The sequence below is a fragment of the Streptomyces sp. NPDC088707 genome (genome assembly GCF_044752725.1).
Classification (GTDB): domain Bacteria; phylum Actinomycetota; class Actinomycetes; order Streptomycetales; family Streptomycetaceae; genus Streptomyces.
Window position 1 is genome coordinate 102776 of the sequence record NZ_JBIVLV010000014.1, and the last position, 14094, is coordinate 116869.

A 14094-nucleotide genomic window follows, 5' to 3' on the forward strand; every position below is an offset into this window, starting at 1 on the left:
ATGGGATTCGCCCGCACCTGCTCCGTCGCCCTCGTGGGTGTCGAAGGCGTCGTCGTCGAGGTCCAGGCCGACCTCGAACCCGGCGTGGCCGCCTTCACCCTCGTGGGCCTCCCCGACAAGAGCCTCACCGAGAGCCGTGACCGGGTCCGCGCCGCCGTCGTCAACTCCGGCGCCGAATGGCCCCAGAAGAAACTCACCGTCGGACTCAGCCCCGCGTCCGTACCCAAGGGCGGATCAGGATTCGATCTCGCCGTGGCGGCGGCCGTACTGGGCGCCGCCGAGCGCATCGACCCGCGGGCCATCGCCGACCTCGTCCTCATCGGCGAACTCGGCCTCGACGGACGCGTCCGGCCCGTCCGCGGCATCCTCCCCGCCGTCCTCGCCGCCGCCGACGCCGGATACCGCCAGGTCGTCGTCCCCGAACAGACCGCCGGCGAGGCCTCCCTCGTCCCCGGAGTGTCCGTCCTCGGCGTCCGCAGCCTCCGCCAGCTCATCGCCGTCCTCACCGACGAACCCGTCCCCGAGGAGGAACCCACCGAGGCGGGCCGGCCCGACGCCATGCTCGCCGGACTCCTCGTCCCCGGCGCCGGCCTCGGCACCGGGCTCGCCGCCGACCCCACCGACCCCTCGGAAGGCCCCGACCTCGCCGACGTCGCAGGCCAGCACCGGGCCCGCCGCGCCCTCGAAGTCGCCGCCGCGGGCAGCCACCACCTCCTGCTGTCCGGGCCGCCCGGGGCCGGGAAGACCATGCTGGCCGAGCGCCTCCCCGGCATCCTCCCGCCCCTCACCCGGCAGGAATCCCTCGAGGTCACCGCCGTCCACTCCGTCGCCGGCATCCTCCCGCCCGGCGAACCCCTCGTCCGGCGCGCCCCCTACTGCGCGCCCCACCACTCCGCCACCATGCAGTCCCTCGTCGGCGGCGGGAACGGACTCCCCAGGCCCGGCGCCGTCTCCCTCGCCCACCGGGGCATCCTCTTTCTGGACGAGGCCCCGGAGTTCTCGGGGAAGGCCCTGGACGCCCTCCGCCAACCCCTCGAATCCGGGCACGTCGTGATCGCCCGCGCCGCCGGAGTCGTCCGTCTGCCCGCCCGCTTCCTCCTCGCCCTCGCCGCCAACCCCTGTCCCTGCGGACGCCACACCCTGCACGGCGCCGGCTGCGAGTGCCCCGCCTCGCTCGTCCGCCGCTACCAGGCACGTCTCTCCGGGCCCCTCCTCGACCGAGTCGACCTCCGCGTCGAGGTCGAACCGGTGACCCGCTCCGACCTGCTCGGCCAAGGAGGGCGCGGCGAGACCACCGAGGCGGTCGCCGAACGCGTCCGCGAAGCCCGCGACCGCGCCGCCGCCCGCCTCGCCGACACGCCCTGGAGCGTCAACAGCGAGATTCCCGGGCACGAACTCCGCACCCGCTACCTCGCCGCCCCCGGAGCCCTCGCCACCGCCGAACGCGACATCGAACGCGGACTCCTCACCGCCCGCGGTCTCGACCGGGTCCTCCGCGTCGCCTGGACCGTCGCCGACCTCGCCGGACACGACCGCCCCGACAGCGAGGACATCGCCCTCGCCCTCGAACTGCGCACCGGCATCGCCCGCGGTGTGCCCGTCGGAGCGGGGGACCGGGCATGACCACCCCCGGCCCCACCCCCGACCCCCGCCCGGGCACCTCCGGTTCGGCCTCCATGGACGAGCGGCTGGCACGGGCCACGCTCAGCCGCGCCGTCGAACCCGGCGACGAGCACGCCGGCCGCTGGCTGCGCCGCTACGGAGCCATCGGCTTCCTCAGCCGGCTCCTCGAAGCCAAGCCCGCGGTCCACGCTCCCGGGGGAGGCGGTGACGCCGACGCCTTCCCCGGCACCGGAGCGAAACGCGTCGCCTCCTGGCGACTCCGCGCCGCCGACGCCGACCCCGCCCGCGACCTCGCCACCATCCACGACCTCGGCGGACGCCTCGTCGTCCCCGGCGACACCGAATGGCCCCGCCAACTCGACGACCTCGCGGACGCCCGCCCCCTCGGCCTCTGGGTGCGGGGCCCCGCCGACCTGCGCACCTGGGCCCTCCGCTCCGTCGCCCTCGTCGGCGCCCGCGCCTGCACCCCGTACGGCGCCCATACCGCCGCCGACCTCGCCACCGGCCTCGCCCGCCAGGGCTGGGTCGTCGTCTCCGGAGGCGCCTACGGCATCGACGGCGCCGCCCACCGCGGCGCCCTCGCCGCGGGCGGAGCCACCGTCGCCGTCCTCGCCTGCGGCGTCGACACCCCCTACCCCCGCGGCCACGCCCAACTCATCGGCCGCATCGCCGAACAAGGCCTCGTCGTAGGAGAGTTGCCACCCGAGAGCCACCCCACCCCGAGCCGCTTCATCCTCCGCAACCGGGTCATCGCCGCCCTCACCCGGGGCACCGTCGTCATCGAGGCCCAGCATCGCAGCGGCTCGCTCGTCACCGCCCGCGCCGCCGCCCGCCTCGGGCGCCACACCATGGGTGTCCCCGGCCCCGTGACCAGCGCACTCTCCGCCGGCATCCATGAACTCCTCCGCGGCGACGCCGCCCTCGTCACCGACGCCGACGAGATCGTCGAACTCGTCGGCGACATGGGCCAGCTCGCCCCGGCGCGCCGAGGACCCGTCCTCCCGCGCGACCTTCTCGCCCCGGCCACGGCGCACATCCTCGAAGCGATCCCGGCCCGCGGCCCCACCCCCGCCACCGTCGTCGCCCGTCGCGCCGGAACCACCCCCGACGACACCCTCGCCAAGCTGTACGAACTCCACTCCCTCGGCTTCGTCGAACGACACGGAGAGGGCTGGCAGTTGACGAACACGACAACTCCCGCGTCGAACGCGCGGCGAGGCGGTACTTGACCTGGAGCATTCGGGTGAAAGGGTGAAGGCGATGAACAATCGAGTTCTCTCGGCCGCACCCGAGGGGCCGACACGCGCCACGGCCCGGTTTCGAAGATGTGGCCGACGGCGTCCACCCGGAGCGGCGCGATCCGCCGATGTTCGCGCACCGCGACCGCGCACTCACGCTACGCTCACCAGAATTCCGTCCAGGACACCCGCACCGACCTACCCGACAGCAGAACGGCTCAAGGCAACGCATGCCCCAGCACACCTCCGGGTCTGACCGCGCTGCGGTGCCCCCAGCAGCCCGGGGCGCCGTGCGACCACCCGCACCGACCTCCCTCGACGAACTGTGGCGGTCGTACAAGGACACGGGAGACGAGCGGCTGCGGGAACAGCTGATCCTGCACTACTCGCCCCTCGTCAAGTACGTCGCGGGACGCGTCAGCGTCGGGCTGCCGTCCAACGTGGAACAGGCCGACTTCGTCTCCTCCGGCGTCTTCGGCCTCATCGACGCCATCGAGAAGTTCGACGTCGAGCGCGCCATCAAGTTCGAGACGTACGCCATCACCCGTATCCGCGGCGCCATGATCGACGAACTCCGCGCCCTCGACTGGATCCCGCGCTCCGTCCGCCAGAAGGCCCGCAACGTCGAGCGCGCGTACGCCACCCTCGAAGCCCAGCTCCGGCGCACCCCCTCCGAGACCGAGGTCGCCGCGGAGATGGACGTCACGCTGGAGGAACTGCACGCGGTTTTCAGCCAGTTGTCCCTGGCGAACGTGGTCGCCCTCGAAGAGCTGCTGCACGTCGGCGGCGAGGGCGGCGACCGGCTCTCCCTGATGGACACCCTCGAGGACACCGCCGCCGACAACCCCGTCGAGGTCGCCGAGGACCGTGAGCTGCGCCGGCTGCTCGCCCGCGCCATCAACACGCTCCCCGAGCGGGAGAAGACCGTCGTCACGCTCTACTACTACGAGGGCCTCACGCTCGCCGAGATCGGCCACGTCCTCGGCGTCACCGAGAGCCGCGTCAGCCAGATCCACACCAAGTCCGTCCTCCAGCTCCGGGCCAAGCTGGCCGACGTCGGACGCTGACCCGGCGCGAGCCGGTCGTACAGTGGAGCCGTGCCCAGGATTCGAGCGGCCTCGGTGGCCGAGCACCGGACGATGCAGCGTGGCGCCCTCCTGGACGCCGCGCGTGCCCTGCTGTCCGAGGGCGGTACGGAGGCGCTGACCTTCCCCGCACTCGCCGAGCGCACGGGCCTCGCCCGTTCCTCGGTGTACGAGTACTTCCGATCGCGCGCGGCCGTCGTCGAAGAGCTGTGCGCCGTCGACTTCCCCGTCTGGGCGGCGGAGGTCGAGGTCGCCATGGACGGCGCGGACACCCCGCAGGGCAAGGTCGAGGCCTATGTCCGCAAGCAGCTGGAGCTCGTCGGCGACCGCCGGCACCGCGCGGTCGTCGCCATCTCGGCGAGCGAGCTCGACGACGGCGCCCGCGAGAAGATCCGCGCGGCCCATGGCGGACTCGTCGCCATGATCGTCGAAGCCCTCGCAGCCCTGGGGCAGCCCCAGCCCCGCCTGGGCGCCATGCTCCTCCAGGGTGTCGTCGACGCCGCGGTCCGCCGCATCGAGCTCGGCGCGGCCGAGAACCCCGAAGAGGTCGCCGAGGCGGCGGTCACGATGGCCCTCCACGGGGTCAACGGCACCCAGGCCTGACCGGCAGCAGGCGGGACGGGGAGCGCGGGGTCAGCAGCAGCGGGTTCAGGTACCGGTCGCCTCTGAGGAGGCCCCAGTGCAGACAGGCCTCCGGACAGTGCGTGCCGGGGGCGACCCGGGCGATCGGGGTGCCGGCCGCGACCCGCGTGCCGGTCCTCACCAGCGGAGTCACCGGGGTGAAGGTCGTCCGCAGCGGGGGAGTGCCCGAGTGCGGCAGGGTCAGCGTGAGGACCCCGCGCCCGCCGACCGGCCCCGCGAAGGTGACCGTGCCGGCGACCGGGGCCACGACCGCGGTGCCCGGCGGGGCGGCCAGGTCGACGCCGCGATGGCCGGCCGCGTACGGCCCCGGTGGAGGCTGCCAGCCGCGGAGGATCTCCGGGAGCGGCGGTCCCACCGGCCATAGGAGGCCGAGGGTCAGGGTGAGTGCCGTGAGTGCCGTGAGGTGCATGGGAGAACGCTCCCCCGCCCGTCCGGTTCGCAGGGGTGGCGGGCGGTTTCTGTGGACTGCCCGCCGGTTGTGGACAGCGCCGTCACCCGCTGCTCCCGGGGTCCCGTACACTTCCTATGGCGACCCGGGTCACCGGGTCGACTTCGCACGCCCCGCCACTACCCTCACCGGCCGTGGCAGCGCCTTTCGGTCCCTCGCGGGCATGGCGCGTCGGGGCGTCAGGAACATAACCGAGAAACTCAAGGAGATACGGCCATGGCCGTCGTCACGATGCGGGAGCTGCTGGAGAGCGGCGTCCACTTCGGTCACCAGACCCGTCGCTGGAACCCGAAGATGAAGCGCTTCATCTTCACCGAGCGCAACGGCATCTACATCATCGACCTGCTCCAGTCGCTGTCGTACATCGACCGCGCCTACGAGTTCGTCAAGGAGACCGTCGCCCACGGCGGCTCCATCATGTTCGTCGGTACGAAGAAGCAGGCCCAGGAGGCCATCGCCGAGCAGGCGACGCGTGTCGGCATGCCGTACGTCAACCAGCGTTGGCTCGGTGGCATGCTCACCAACTTCTCCACCGTCTACAAGCGTCTGCAGCGCCTCAAGGAGCTCGAGCAGATCGACTTCGAGGACGTGGCCGCCTCCGGCCTCACCAAGAAGGAGCTCCTGGTCCTCTCCCGCGAGAAGGCCAAGCTGGAGAAGACCCTCGGTGGTATCCGTGAGATGTCCAAGGTTCCCAGCGCCGTCTGGATCGTGGACACCAAGAAGGAGCACATCGCCGTCGGCGAGGCTCGCAAGCTGAAGATCCCGGTCGTCGCGATCCTCGACACCAACTGCGACCCCGACGAGGTCGACTACAAGATCCCGGGCAACGACGACGCGATCCGCTCCGTCACCCTGCTCACCCGCGTGATCGCCGACGCCGTCGCCGAGGGCCTCATCGCCCGCTCCGGCGCCGCGACCGGCGACTCGAAGCCGGGCGAGAAGGCCGCCGGCGAGCCCCTCGCCGAGTGGGAGCGCGACCTGCTCGAGGGCGAGAAGAAGGCGGACTCCGACGAGGCTGCCGAGGTCCAGACCTCCGCCGAGACCGAGAAGGCCGCCGACGCCGAGGCCGCCGACGCCCCGGCCGAGGTTGCCGCCGAGGCCCCGGCCGCGGACGCCGCCGAGGCTCCGGCCGCGGACGCCGAGCAGGCCTGACCCTTCAGGACCTTCGGGTGACGACGGCGGGGGCCCACGAAGCCCCCGCCGTCCACCCGTGGACCCGCCCGATCTTTCAGACTTCGAGAGAGAAACAGACTCATGGCGAACTACACCGCCGCTGACGTCAAGAAGCTCCGCGAGCTCACCGGCGCCGGCATGATGGACTGCAAGAAGGCCCTCGACGAGGCCGACGGCAACGTCGACAAGGCCGTCGAGGCCCTGCGCATCAAGGGCCAGAAGGGTGTCGCCAAGCGCGAGGGCCGCTCCGCCGAGAACGGCGCCGTGGTCTCCCTCATCGCCGACGACAACACCTCCGGCGTCCTCGTCGAGCTGAAGTGCGAGACGGACTTCGTCGCCAAGGGTGACAAGTTCCAGGCCGTCGCCAACCAGCTGGCCGCGCACGTCGCCGCCACGGCCCCGGCCGACCTGGAGGCGCTGCTCGCCTCCGAGATCGAGGCTGGCAAGACCGTGCAGGCGTTCGTCGACGAGGCCAACGCCAACCTCGGCGAGAAGATCGTCCTGGACCGCTTCGCGCAGTACGCCGACGGCTTCGTCTTCGCGTACATGCACCGCACGATGCCGGACCTCCCGCCGCAGATCGGTGTCCTCGTCGAGTTCGACAAGGCCGACGCCGCCGTCGCCAAGGGTGTCGCGCAGCACATCGCCGCCTTCGCGCCGAAGTACCTCACCCGTGAGGACGTTCCGGCCGAGGTCGTCGAGACCGAGCGTCGCGTCGCCGAGGAGACCACCCGCGCCGAGGGCAAGCCCGAGGCCGCGCTCCCGAAGATCGTCGAGGGTCGCGTGAACGGCTTCTTCAAGGACGCGACGCTGCTCGGTCAGCCGTACGCCCTTGACAACAAGAAGTCCGTCCAGCAGATCCTGGACGAAGCCGGTGTCACCCTGAAGCGCTTCACCCGCATCAAGGTCGGCATCTGAGTCCGTACGCGAACGCGACGGACACCGGACCCCGGTAGGGTCTGAGGCAGTCGTCCGCGCACGCGCAGGACGACCGCAGATCTGACGAGGAGGCCATTGCCGTACGGGAAACCGCGAGGACCCAAGGCAATGGCCTCCTTCGTATGTGCACGAGGAGATCTCCATGAACCAGGGCGCCGTACAGGGCGACGACAACAACGGCAACAAGGCCGGCCGCTACATGCTGAAGCTGTCCGGAGAAGCCTTCTCCGGCGGTACGGGCCTGGGCGTCGACCCCAACGTCGTGCACGCCATCGCACGTGAGATCGCGGCCGTCGTCCGCGACGGCGCGGAGATCGCGGTGGTGATCGGCGGCGGCAACTTCTTCCGCGGCGCCGAGCTCCAGCAGCGCGGCATGGACCGGGCCCGCTCCGACTACATGGGCATGCTCGGCACCGTGATGAACTGCCTCGCCCTCCAGGACTTCCTGGAGAAGGAGGGCATCGACTCCCGCGTCCAGACCGCCATCACGATGGGCCAGGTCGCCGAGCCGTACATCCCGCTGCGCGCCGTGCGCCACCTGGAGAAGGGCCGTGTGGTCATCTTCGGTGCGGGCATGGGCATGCCGTACTTCTCCACGGACACCACCGCGGCCCAGCGCGCCCTGGAGATCGACGCCGAGGCGCTCCTCATGGGCAAGAACGGCGTGGACGGCGTCTACGACTCCGACCCGAAGGCCAATCCCGACGCGGTCAAGTTCGACGCACTGGAGTACGGCGAGGTGCTCTCCCGCGACCTCAAGGTCGCCGACGCCACCGCCATCACCCTGTGCCGGGACAACAACCTCCCGATCCTCGTCTTCGAACTGCTCACCGAGGGCAATATCGCTCGCGCGGTGAAGGGTGAGAAGATCGGCACGCTCGTGAGCGACCAGGGCACCCGGGCCTGACCCGAACCGGGGAACCGCCCCGCAAGGGGATGGACAGAGCCCTGCCGGTCGTACACCGTGCAGGACACAACGCGACGACACGCAGGAGCATGTGGTGATCGAAGAGACCCTCCTCGAGGCCGAGGAGAAGATGGAGAAGGCCGTCGTGGTCGCCAAGGAGGACTTCGCCGCGATCCGCACCGGCCGTGCGCACCCGGCGATGTTCAACAAGATCGTGGCGGACTACTACGGTGCCATCACCCCCATCAACCAGCTGGCGTCCTTCTCCGTCCCGGAGCCGCGGATGGCCGTGGTGACCCCGTTCGACAAGAGCGCGCTGCGCAACATCGAGCAGGCGATCCGGGACTCGGACCTCGGCGTCAACCCGAGCAACGACGGCAACATCATCCGGGTGGTGTTCCCCGAGCTGACGGAGGAGCGCCGCCGGGAGTACATCAAGGTCGCCAAGGGCAAGGCCGAGGACTCGAAGATCTCGATCCGCTCGGTCCGCCGCAAGGCCAAGGAGACCATCGACAAGCTCGTCAAGGACGGCGAGGTCGGCGAGGACGAGGGCCGCCGCGCCGAGAAGGAGCTCGACGACACCACCGCGAAGTACGTCTCGCAGGTGGACGAGCTGCTCAAGCACAAGGAAGCCGAGCTGCTCGAGGTCTGATGAACGACTCTTCCTGGGGGGCCCCGGCCGGTTCCGGCCGTGGGGGACCCGACCAGGGGCCCGTCCCGGCGGGTCCCGCATACGATCGGCAGCAGGCGGCGCAGACTCGGCCCATGCCCATCGTGCCCGACGTTCCCGCCGGCGGATTCCAGGACGGTCACGGCCGGGGGGCCGCTCACCCGAGCGGTCCCCTGTTCCGTGACGAGACGCCGCACGAGCACCCGCAGGAGCCCATGCCCAGCCCCACCCCGCCTCCGCCGCCCGCGCCGCCGGCGCCACGGCAGAAGAAGAGCGCGGGGCGCAATCTGGGCGCGGCCATAGGGGTCGGGGTCGGTCTCGGGGCCGTCATCATCGCCTCGCTGTACGTCTGGGCTCCGGCGTTCGTCGGCGTGATAGCGGTCGCCGTGGTGGTCGGGCTCTGGGAGCTGACCTCCCGCCTCCAGGAGCGCAAGGGGATCAAGGCTCCGCTGGTGCCGCTCGCGGTCGGCGGTGCGGCGATGGTCGTCGCCGGGTACGTCCGGGGGCCCGAGGGCGCCTGGGTGGCGATGGCGCTCACGGCGCTCGCGGTACTCATCTGGCGGATGACGGAGCCTCCCGAGGGCTATCTGAAGGACGTCACGGCGGGTGTGTTCGCGGCGTTCTACGTGCCGTTCCTGGCGACGTTCGTGGCGTTGATGCTCACCGCCGACGACGGTCCGGAGCGGGTGCTGACGTTCCTGGTGCTGACGGTGGTCAGCGACACGGGTGCGTACGCGATCGGCTGGCGCTTCGGCAGGCACAAGCTGGCACCGAGGATCAGTCCCGGAAAGACCCGCGAGGGTCTGCTCGGGGCGGTGACCTTCGCGATGGCGGCGGGTGCGCTGTGCATGCAGTTCATGATCGACGACGGCATCTGGTGGCAGGGTCTGCTGCTGGGTCTCGCGGTGGCGACGAGCGCGACGCTCGGCGACCTCGGCGAGTCGATGATCAAGCGCGACCTGGGCATCAAGGACATGGGCACCTTGCTTCCCGGGCATGGCGGGATCATGGACCGGCTGGACTCGCTGCTGCCGACGGCTCCGGTCGTGTGGTTGCTGTTCGTGATCTTCGTCGGCTCGACCTGACCCGTCTGATCCGCGCGTGTGTGCCGTCAGGGCCCGTCCCCCTCCGGGGGGACGGGCCCTGACGCATGGGGCGGCGCGTGGAGGCGGCCACGGAGGGCACGGCAGGTGGCCGCGGCCACCGAGCCGAAACCGTCGCCTATGGGGAGAATGCGGTCATGGCATCCCAGGCACGCGCCGGCGGCGCACCCGCGGGGGCGCGGCTCGTCCTGCTGACGCTCGCGGCGGGCCAGTTCCTGATGGCCCTCGACAGCTCCGTCATGAACGTGGCGATCGCGACCGTGGCCGACGACGTGGGCACGACCGTGACCGGCATCCAGGGCGCCATCACCGCGTACACGCTGGTGATGGCGATGTTCATGATCCCCGGAGGCAAGGTCGGGGTGCTGATCGGACGCCGGCGCGCGTTCATGATCGGCTGCGTGATCTACGGCTGCGGCTCGCTGACCACGGCGCTCGCGCCGAACCTTCCCGTGCTGCTGTTCGGCTGGTCGTTCCTCGAAGGCATCGGGGCGGCGCTCATCCTGCCGTCGATCGTGGCACTCGTGGCCGGCAACTTCCCCACCGAGGGCCGGGCCGCGGCGTACGGCATCGTGGCAGCGGCGGGTGCCGTGGCCATCGGGCTCGGACCGCTCATCGGCGGCATCGCCACGACCTACTTCTCCTGGCGCTGGGTGTTCGCCGGCGAGGTCCTGGTCGTGCTCGTCATCCTGGTGTTCGCCCGCCGCATCGCCGACGCCGGCGACGAGTCACACCCGCGCATCGACCTCGTCGGCGCCGTCCTGTCCGCCGCCGGGCTGGGGATCTTCGTCTACGGCGTCCTGCGTTCGGACGAATGGGGCTGGGTCCAGCCGAAGGCGGACGCACCCGCATGGCTCGGGGTGTCGCTGACCGTGTGGCTGATGCTGGCGGGTCTCCTCCTGGTGTACCTGTTCCTCCGCTGGGAGGCCCGGCTCGTCGAGCGCGGCCGGGAACCGCTCGTCGACCCGGCCATGCTGCGGAACAAGCAGCTCACCGGCGGTCTGACGATGTTCTTCTTCCAGTACCTCGTGCAGATGGGCGTCTTCTTCGTCGTCCCGCTCTACCTGTCCGTGGCCCTCGGTCTGTCCGCGCTGCAGACCGGCGCCCGGATCCTGCCGCTCTCGCTGACGCTGCTCGCCGCCGCGGTCCTCATCCCGCGCTTCCTCCCGGACGTCTCGCCCCGGCGGGTGGTGCGGATCGGGGTGCTGGCGCTCCTCGCCGGTGCGGTCGCCCTGATGGCCGCACTGGACGCGGACGCCGGAGCGGAGATCGTCACCGTCCCGCTGCTGCTCATCGGGTTCGGGATGGGGGCCCTGGCCTCCCAGCTCGGATCGGTCACGGTCTCCGCGGTCCCGGACCGGCAGAGCGCGGAGGTCGGAGGCATCCAGAACGCCGTCACCAACCTCGGCTCCTCGATGGGCACGGCGCTCGCGGGCTCCCTGATGATCGCCGCGCTCACCTCGTCGTTCCTGGGTGCCGTGGAGCGGAACCCGGCCATCCCGGCCGAGGTGAAGAGCCAGGCGGTCGTCGAGCTCCAGAGCGGCGTCCCGTTCCTCTCGGACGCCCAGCTGACGACCGCCCTCGACGAGGCGGGCACCAGCGAGGCGGTGTCCGAGGCCGCCCTGGAGGCGAACGAGGCCGCCCGGCTGGACGGCCTGAAGGCAGCCCTCGCGATCCTGGCCGGCGCGTCCGTCGTCGCGCTCTTCTTCACCCACCGCATCCCCCGGACCCAGCCCCGGGCCCCCACCCCCTGAAACGGCGAACCGGGCCACGGGCGCGCGTCTGCGACACTGGTACCACCATGCCCAAGCCCGGAGAACTCACTTTCGTCGCCCCCCGCGGAGCCAAGAAGCCGCCGCGGCACCTGGCCGACCTCACGCCTGCCGAGCGGAAGGAGGCCGTCGCCGCGATCGGCGAGAAGCCGTTCCGCGCCAAGCAGCTGTCCACCCACTACTTCGCGCGGTACGCGCACGATCCCGCCGAGTGGACGGACATTCCGGCCGCCTCGCGGGAGAAGCTGGCCGGGGAGCTGCTTCCCGATCTGATGTCCGTGGTGCGGCACATCTCGTGCGACGACGACACCACCCGCAAGACCCTGTGGCGGCTGCACGACGGCACGCTCGTCGAGTCGGTGCTCATGCGCTACCCGGACCGGGTGACCATGTGCATCTCCTCGCAGGCCGGCTGCGGGATGAACTGCCCGTTCTGCGCGACGGGGCAGGCCGGGCTCGACCGGAACCTGTCGACCGCCGAGATCGTGCACCAGATCGTGGACGGCATGCGGTCGCTGCGGGACGGGGAGGTGCCCGGGGGACCGGCGCGGCTCTCCAACATCGTGTTCATGGGCATGGGCGAGCCGCTCGCGAACTACAAGCGGGTCGTCGGTGCCGTCCGGCGCCTCACCGACCCCGAGCCGGACGGCCTCGGGCTCTCGCAGCGCGGGATCACCGTCTCCACCGTCGGGCTCGTGCCCGCGATGCTGCGGTTCGCCGACGAGGGCTTCAAGTGCCGGCTCGCGGTCTCGCTGCACGCCCCGGACGACGAGCTCCGGGACACCCTGGTGCCGGTCAACACGCGCTGGAAGGTGCGTGAGGTCCTGGACGCCGCCTGGGAGTACGCGGAGAAGTCCGGCCGCCGGATCTCCATCGAGTACGCGCTCATCCGGGACATCAACGACCAGGCGTGGCGCGGTGACCTGCTGGGCCGGCTGCTCAAGGGGCGTCGGGTGCACGTCAACCTGATCCCGCTGAACCCGACGCCGGGTTCGAAGTGGACGGCGTCGCGTCCGGAGGACGAGAAGGCCTTCGTCGAGGCCATCGCCCGCCACGGCGTGCCGGTGACCGTGCGGGACACCCGCGGCCAGGAGATCGACGGTGCCTGTGGACAGCTGGCGGCCGCCGAGCGCTGACCTTGTACTCTGAGGTCGAACACATCTCCATATTCCGACAGGGGAGCGCCACAGCGCTGAGAGTGCGGTCACCGTAGGACCGCAGACCCTCTGAACCTTGCCCAGGTCATTCTGGGTAGGAAGTTCGGTCGTTAACTCAAGCTGTTGCGCCCTGCCCGCGTCCGGTCCGCCGGTCGTGGGCAGGGCCGCGTCTCTTCCTGGTCATACCCAGGAGGAATCTCAGTGAGCACCACTCCGGTGAGCATCAAGAAGGCCGCCGCCGCCGCGCTCGTCGCGGCGCTGGGCGTCACCACCCTTGCCGCCTGCGGCACGGACGACGTCCGCGAGGCCGCCGGCAAGTCCGGCGCCCCGGCGCCGAAGACCGTGACCCTCGTGAGTCACGACTCGTTCAACGCCTCCAAGGAGGTGCTGGCCGAGTTCACCAAGCAGACCGGCTTCACCGTCAAGGTGCTGAAGAGCGGCGACGCGGGCGAGGCCGTCAACAAGGAGATCCTGACCAAGGGCTCCCCGCAGGGCGACGTCTTCTTCGGCGTCGACAACACCCTGCTGTCCCGCGCCCTCGACAACGGCATCTTCGTGCCGTACGCGGCGAAGGGCCTCGACCGCCTCCCGGCCGCGTACCAGCTCGACAAGGAGCAGCGGCGGGTCACGCCGATCGACTCCGGTGACATCTGCGTCAACTACGACAAGTCGTACTTCGCCGACAGGAAGCTGGCGCCGCCGGTGACCTTCGACGACCTGGCGAAGCCCGCGTACAAGAACCTGCTCGTCGTCGAGAACCCCGAGCGGTCCTCCCCGGGCCTCGGCTTCCTCCTCGGTACGGCCGCGAAGTACGGGGACGAGGGCTGGCAGGACTACTGGACGAAGCTCAAGGCCAACGGCGTGAAGACCGTCGACAGCTGGGAGCTCGCCTACAACCAGGAGTTCTCCGGCTCGGCCGGCGGCAAGCAGGCCAAGGGCGACCGTCCGCTCGTCGTGTCGTACGCCTCCAGCCCGCCGGTCGAGGTGCTCTACGGCGAGCCGCAGCCGAAGGTGGCCCCCACCGGGGTCTCCACCGGCACCTGCTTCCGGCAGATCGAGTTCGCTGGTCTGCTGAACGGCGCGAAGAACCCCGAGGGCGGCAAGGCGCTGATCGACTTCCTGATCTCCAAGAAGTTCCAGGAGGACATGCCGCTCCAGATGTTCGTCAACCCGGTGGCGAAGGACGCGGCCCTGCCCGAGCTGTTCACCCAGCACGGCGTGGTCGTCGACAAGCCGGAGACGATGACGCCGGAGAAGATCGCCGAGAAGCGTGACCCGTGGATCCAGCAGTGGTCGTCGCTCGTTCTGAAGTAGTCCCCGACCGCCGGGGAAGCGCG

Annotated in this window: 13 protein-coding genes and 1 riboswitch; of the genes, 12 read left to right on the top strand and 1 reads right to left on the bottom strand. The window is 71.0% G+C overall.

Annotated features, from left to right (window positions below; genetic code table 11):
• The 4 genes from ACIP84_RS33605 (at position 1) to ACIP84_RS33620 (ending at position 4549) form a co-directional block, all read left to right on the top strand.
• Positions 1-1623, top strand: coding sequence for a YifB family Mg chelatase-like AAA ATPase (locus ACIP84_RS33605; protein ID WP_355960512.1), 1623 nt, complete (start codon positions 1-3; stop codon positions 1621-1623).
• Positions 1620-2852: a DNA-processing protein DprA gene (gene dprA, locus ACIP84_RS33610; RefSeq protein ID WP_401803131.1), complete on the top strand. Its 1233-nt coding sequence runs from the start codon at positions 1620-1622 to the stop codon at positions 2850-2852. The genes ACIP84_RS33605 and dprA overlap by 4 nt, the downstream gene beginning before the upstream one ends.
• Positions 2853-3091: 239 nt before the next feature.
• Entirely contained in the window at positions 3092-3928 is an 837-nt protein-coding gene (whiG, locus tag ACIP84_RS33615) for an RNA polymerase sigma factor WhiG (RefSeq protein WP_187623028.1), read from the top strand.
• Positions 3929-4000: 72 nt separating this feature from the next.
• Positions 4001-4549 (top strand): helix-turn-helix domain-containing protein, encoded by a 549-nt coding sequence (locus ACIP84_RS33620; RefSeq protein ID WP_355960636.1) that lies wholly within the window; start codon positions 4001-4003, stop codon positions 4547-4549.
• On the opposite strand, the gene ACIP84_RS33625 is transcribed toward ACIP84_RS33620, so the two are convergent.
• Positions 4530-4997, bottom strand: a complete 468-nt coding sequence (locus tag ACIP84_RS33625; protein ID WP_355960515.1) for a M23 family metallopeptidase — start codon at positions 4995-4997, stop codon at positions 4530-4532. The genes ACIP84_RS33620 and ACIP84_RS33625 overlap by 20 nt on opposite strands.
• 255 nt (positions 4998-5252) lie before the next feature.
• Here ACIP84_RS33625 and rpsB point away from each other — a divergent pair, with 255 nt between their 5' ends.
• The 8 genes from rpsB to ACIP84_RS33665 all read left to right on the top strand — a co-directional run bounded on the left by rpsB (position 5253) and on the right by ACIP84_RS33665 (position 14071).
• On the top strand, positions 5253-6188 hold the full coding sequence (gene rpsB, locus ACIP84_RS33630) for a 30S ribosomal protein S2 (RefSeq protein ID WP_355960517.1): 936 nt from the start codon (positions 5253-5255) through the stop codon (positions 6186-6188).
• Between the two features lie 102 nt (positions 6189-6290).
• Complete coding sequence (gene tsf, locus ACIP84_RS33635; protein ID WP_148006367.1) at positions 6291-7127, top strand: translation elongation factor Ts; 837 nt, start codon at positions 6291-6293, stop codon at positions 7125-7127.
• 163 nt (positions 7128-7290) lie between these two features.
• A complete protein-coding gene (gene pyrH / locus ACIP84_RS33640) occupies positions 7291-8055 on the top strand; it encodes a UMP kinase (protein WP_355960519.1) in 765 nt (254 codons plus the stop codon).
• A gap of 94 nt (positions 8056-8149) precedes the next feature.
• On the top strand, positions 8150-8707 hold the full coding sequence (gene frr, locus ACIP84_RS33645) for a ribosome recycling factor (protein WP_030322321.1): 558 nt from the start codon (positions 8150-8152) through the stop codon (positions 8705-8707).
• The gene (locus ACIP84_RS33650; RefSeq protein WP_401803136.1) at positions 8707-9810 is read left to right on the top strand and encodes a phosphatidate cytidylyltransferase; all 1104 of its coding nucleotides are present in this window, start codon (positions 8707-8709) and stop codon (positions 9808-9810) included. The genes frr and ACIP84_RS33650 overlap by 1 nt, the downstream gene beginning before the upstream one ends.
• Positions 9811-9965: 155 nt before the next feature.
• Positions 9966-11582 carry an MFS transporter gene (locus tag ACIP84_RS33655; RefSeq protein ID WP_401803139.1) on the top strand — a complete coding sequence of 539 codons (1617 nt, stop codon included), beginning with the start codon at positions 9966-9968 and terminating at the stop codon, positions 11580-11582.
• A 47-nt stretch (positions 11583-11629) separates the two neighbouring features.
• A complete protein-coding gene (gene rlmN, locus ACIP84_RS33660) occupies positions 11630-12736 on the top strand; it encodes a 23S rRNA (adenine(2503)-C(2))-methyltransferase RlmN (RefSeq protein ID WP_073912946.1) in 1107 nt (368 codons plus the stop codon).
• A gap of 29 nt (positions 12737-12765) precedes the next feature.
• Positions 12766-12876, top strand: a riboswitch (TPP riboswitch).
• A gap of 82 nt (positions 12877-12958) precedes the next feature.
• Positions 12959-14071, top strand: a complete 1113-nt coding sequence (locus ACIP84_RS33665) for a thiamine ABC transporter substrate binding subunit (RefSeq protein ID WP_401803142.1) — start codon at positions 12959-12961, stop codon at positions 14069-14071.
• Positions 14072-14094 lie beyond the last annotated feature (23 nt).

Excerpts from the sequence above, each read along its gene's own strand:
- ACIP84_RS33605 (WP_355960512.1), top strand. The coding sequence starts at position 1 with ATGGGATTCGCCCGCACCTGCTCCGTCGCCCTCGTGGGTGTCGAAGGC.
- dprA (WP_401803131.1), top strand. The coding sequence starts at position 1,620 with ATGACCACCCCCGGCCCCACCCCCGACCCCCGCCCGGGCACCTCCGGT.
- whiG (WP_187623028.1), top strand. The coding sequence starts at position 3,092 with ATGCCCCAGCACACCTCCGGGTCTGACCGCGCTGCGGTGCCCCCAGCA.
- ACIP84_RS33620 (WP_355960636.1), top strand. The coding sequence starts at position 4,001 with ATGCAGCGTGGCGCCCTCCTGGACGCCGCGCGTGCCCTGCTGTCCGAG.
- ACIP84_RS33625 (WP_355960515.1), bottom strand. The coding sequence starts at position 4,997 with ATGCACCTCACGGCACTCACGGCACTCACCCTGACCCTCGGCCTCCTA.
- rpsB (WP_355960517.1), top strand. The coding sequence starts at position 5,253 with ATGGCCGTCGTCACGATGCGGGAGCTGCTGGAGAGCGGCGTCCACTTC.
- tsf (WP_148006367.1), top strand. The coding sequence starts at position 6,291 with ATGGCGAACTACACCGCCGCTGACGTCAAGAAGCTCCGCGAGCTCACC.
- pyrH (WP_355960519.1), top strand. The coding sequence starts at position 7,291 with ATGAACCAGGGCGCCGTACAGGGCGACGACAACAACGGCAACAAGGCC.
- ACIP84_RS33650 (WP_401803136.1), top strand. The coding sequence starts at position 8,707 with ATGAACGACTCTTCCTGGGGGGCCCCGGCCGGTTCCGGCCGTGGGGGA.
- ACIP84_RS33655 (WP_401803139.1), top strand. The coding sequence starts at position 9,966 with ATGGCATCCCAGGCACGCGCCGGCGGCGCACCCGCGGGGGCGCGGCTC.
- rlmN (WP_073912946.1), top strand. The coding sequence starts at position 11,630 with ATGCCCAAGCCCGGAGAACTCACTTTCGTCGCCCCCCGCGGAGCCAAG.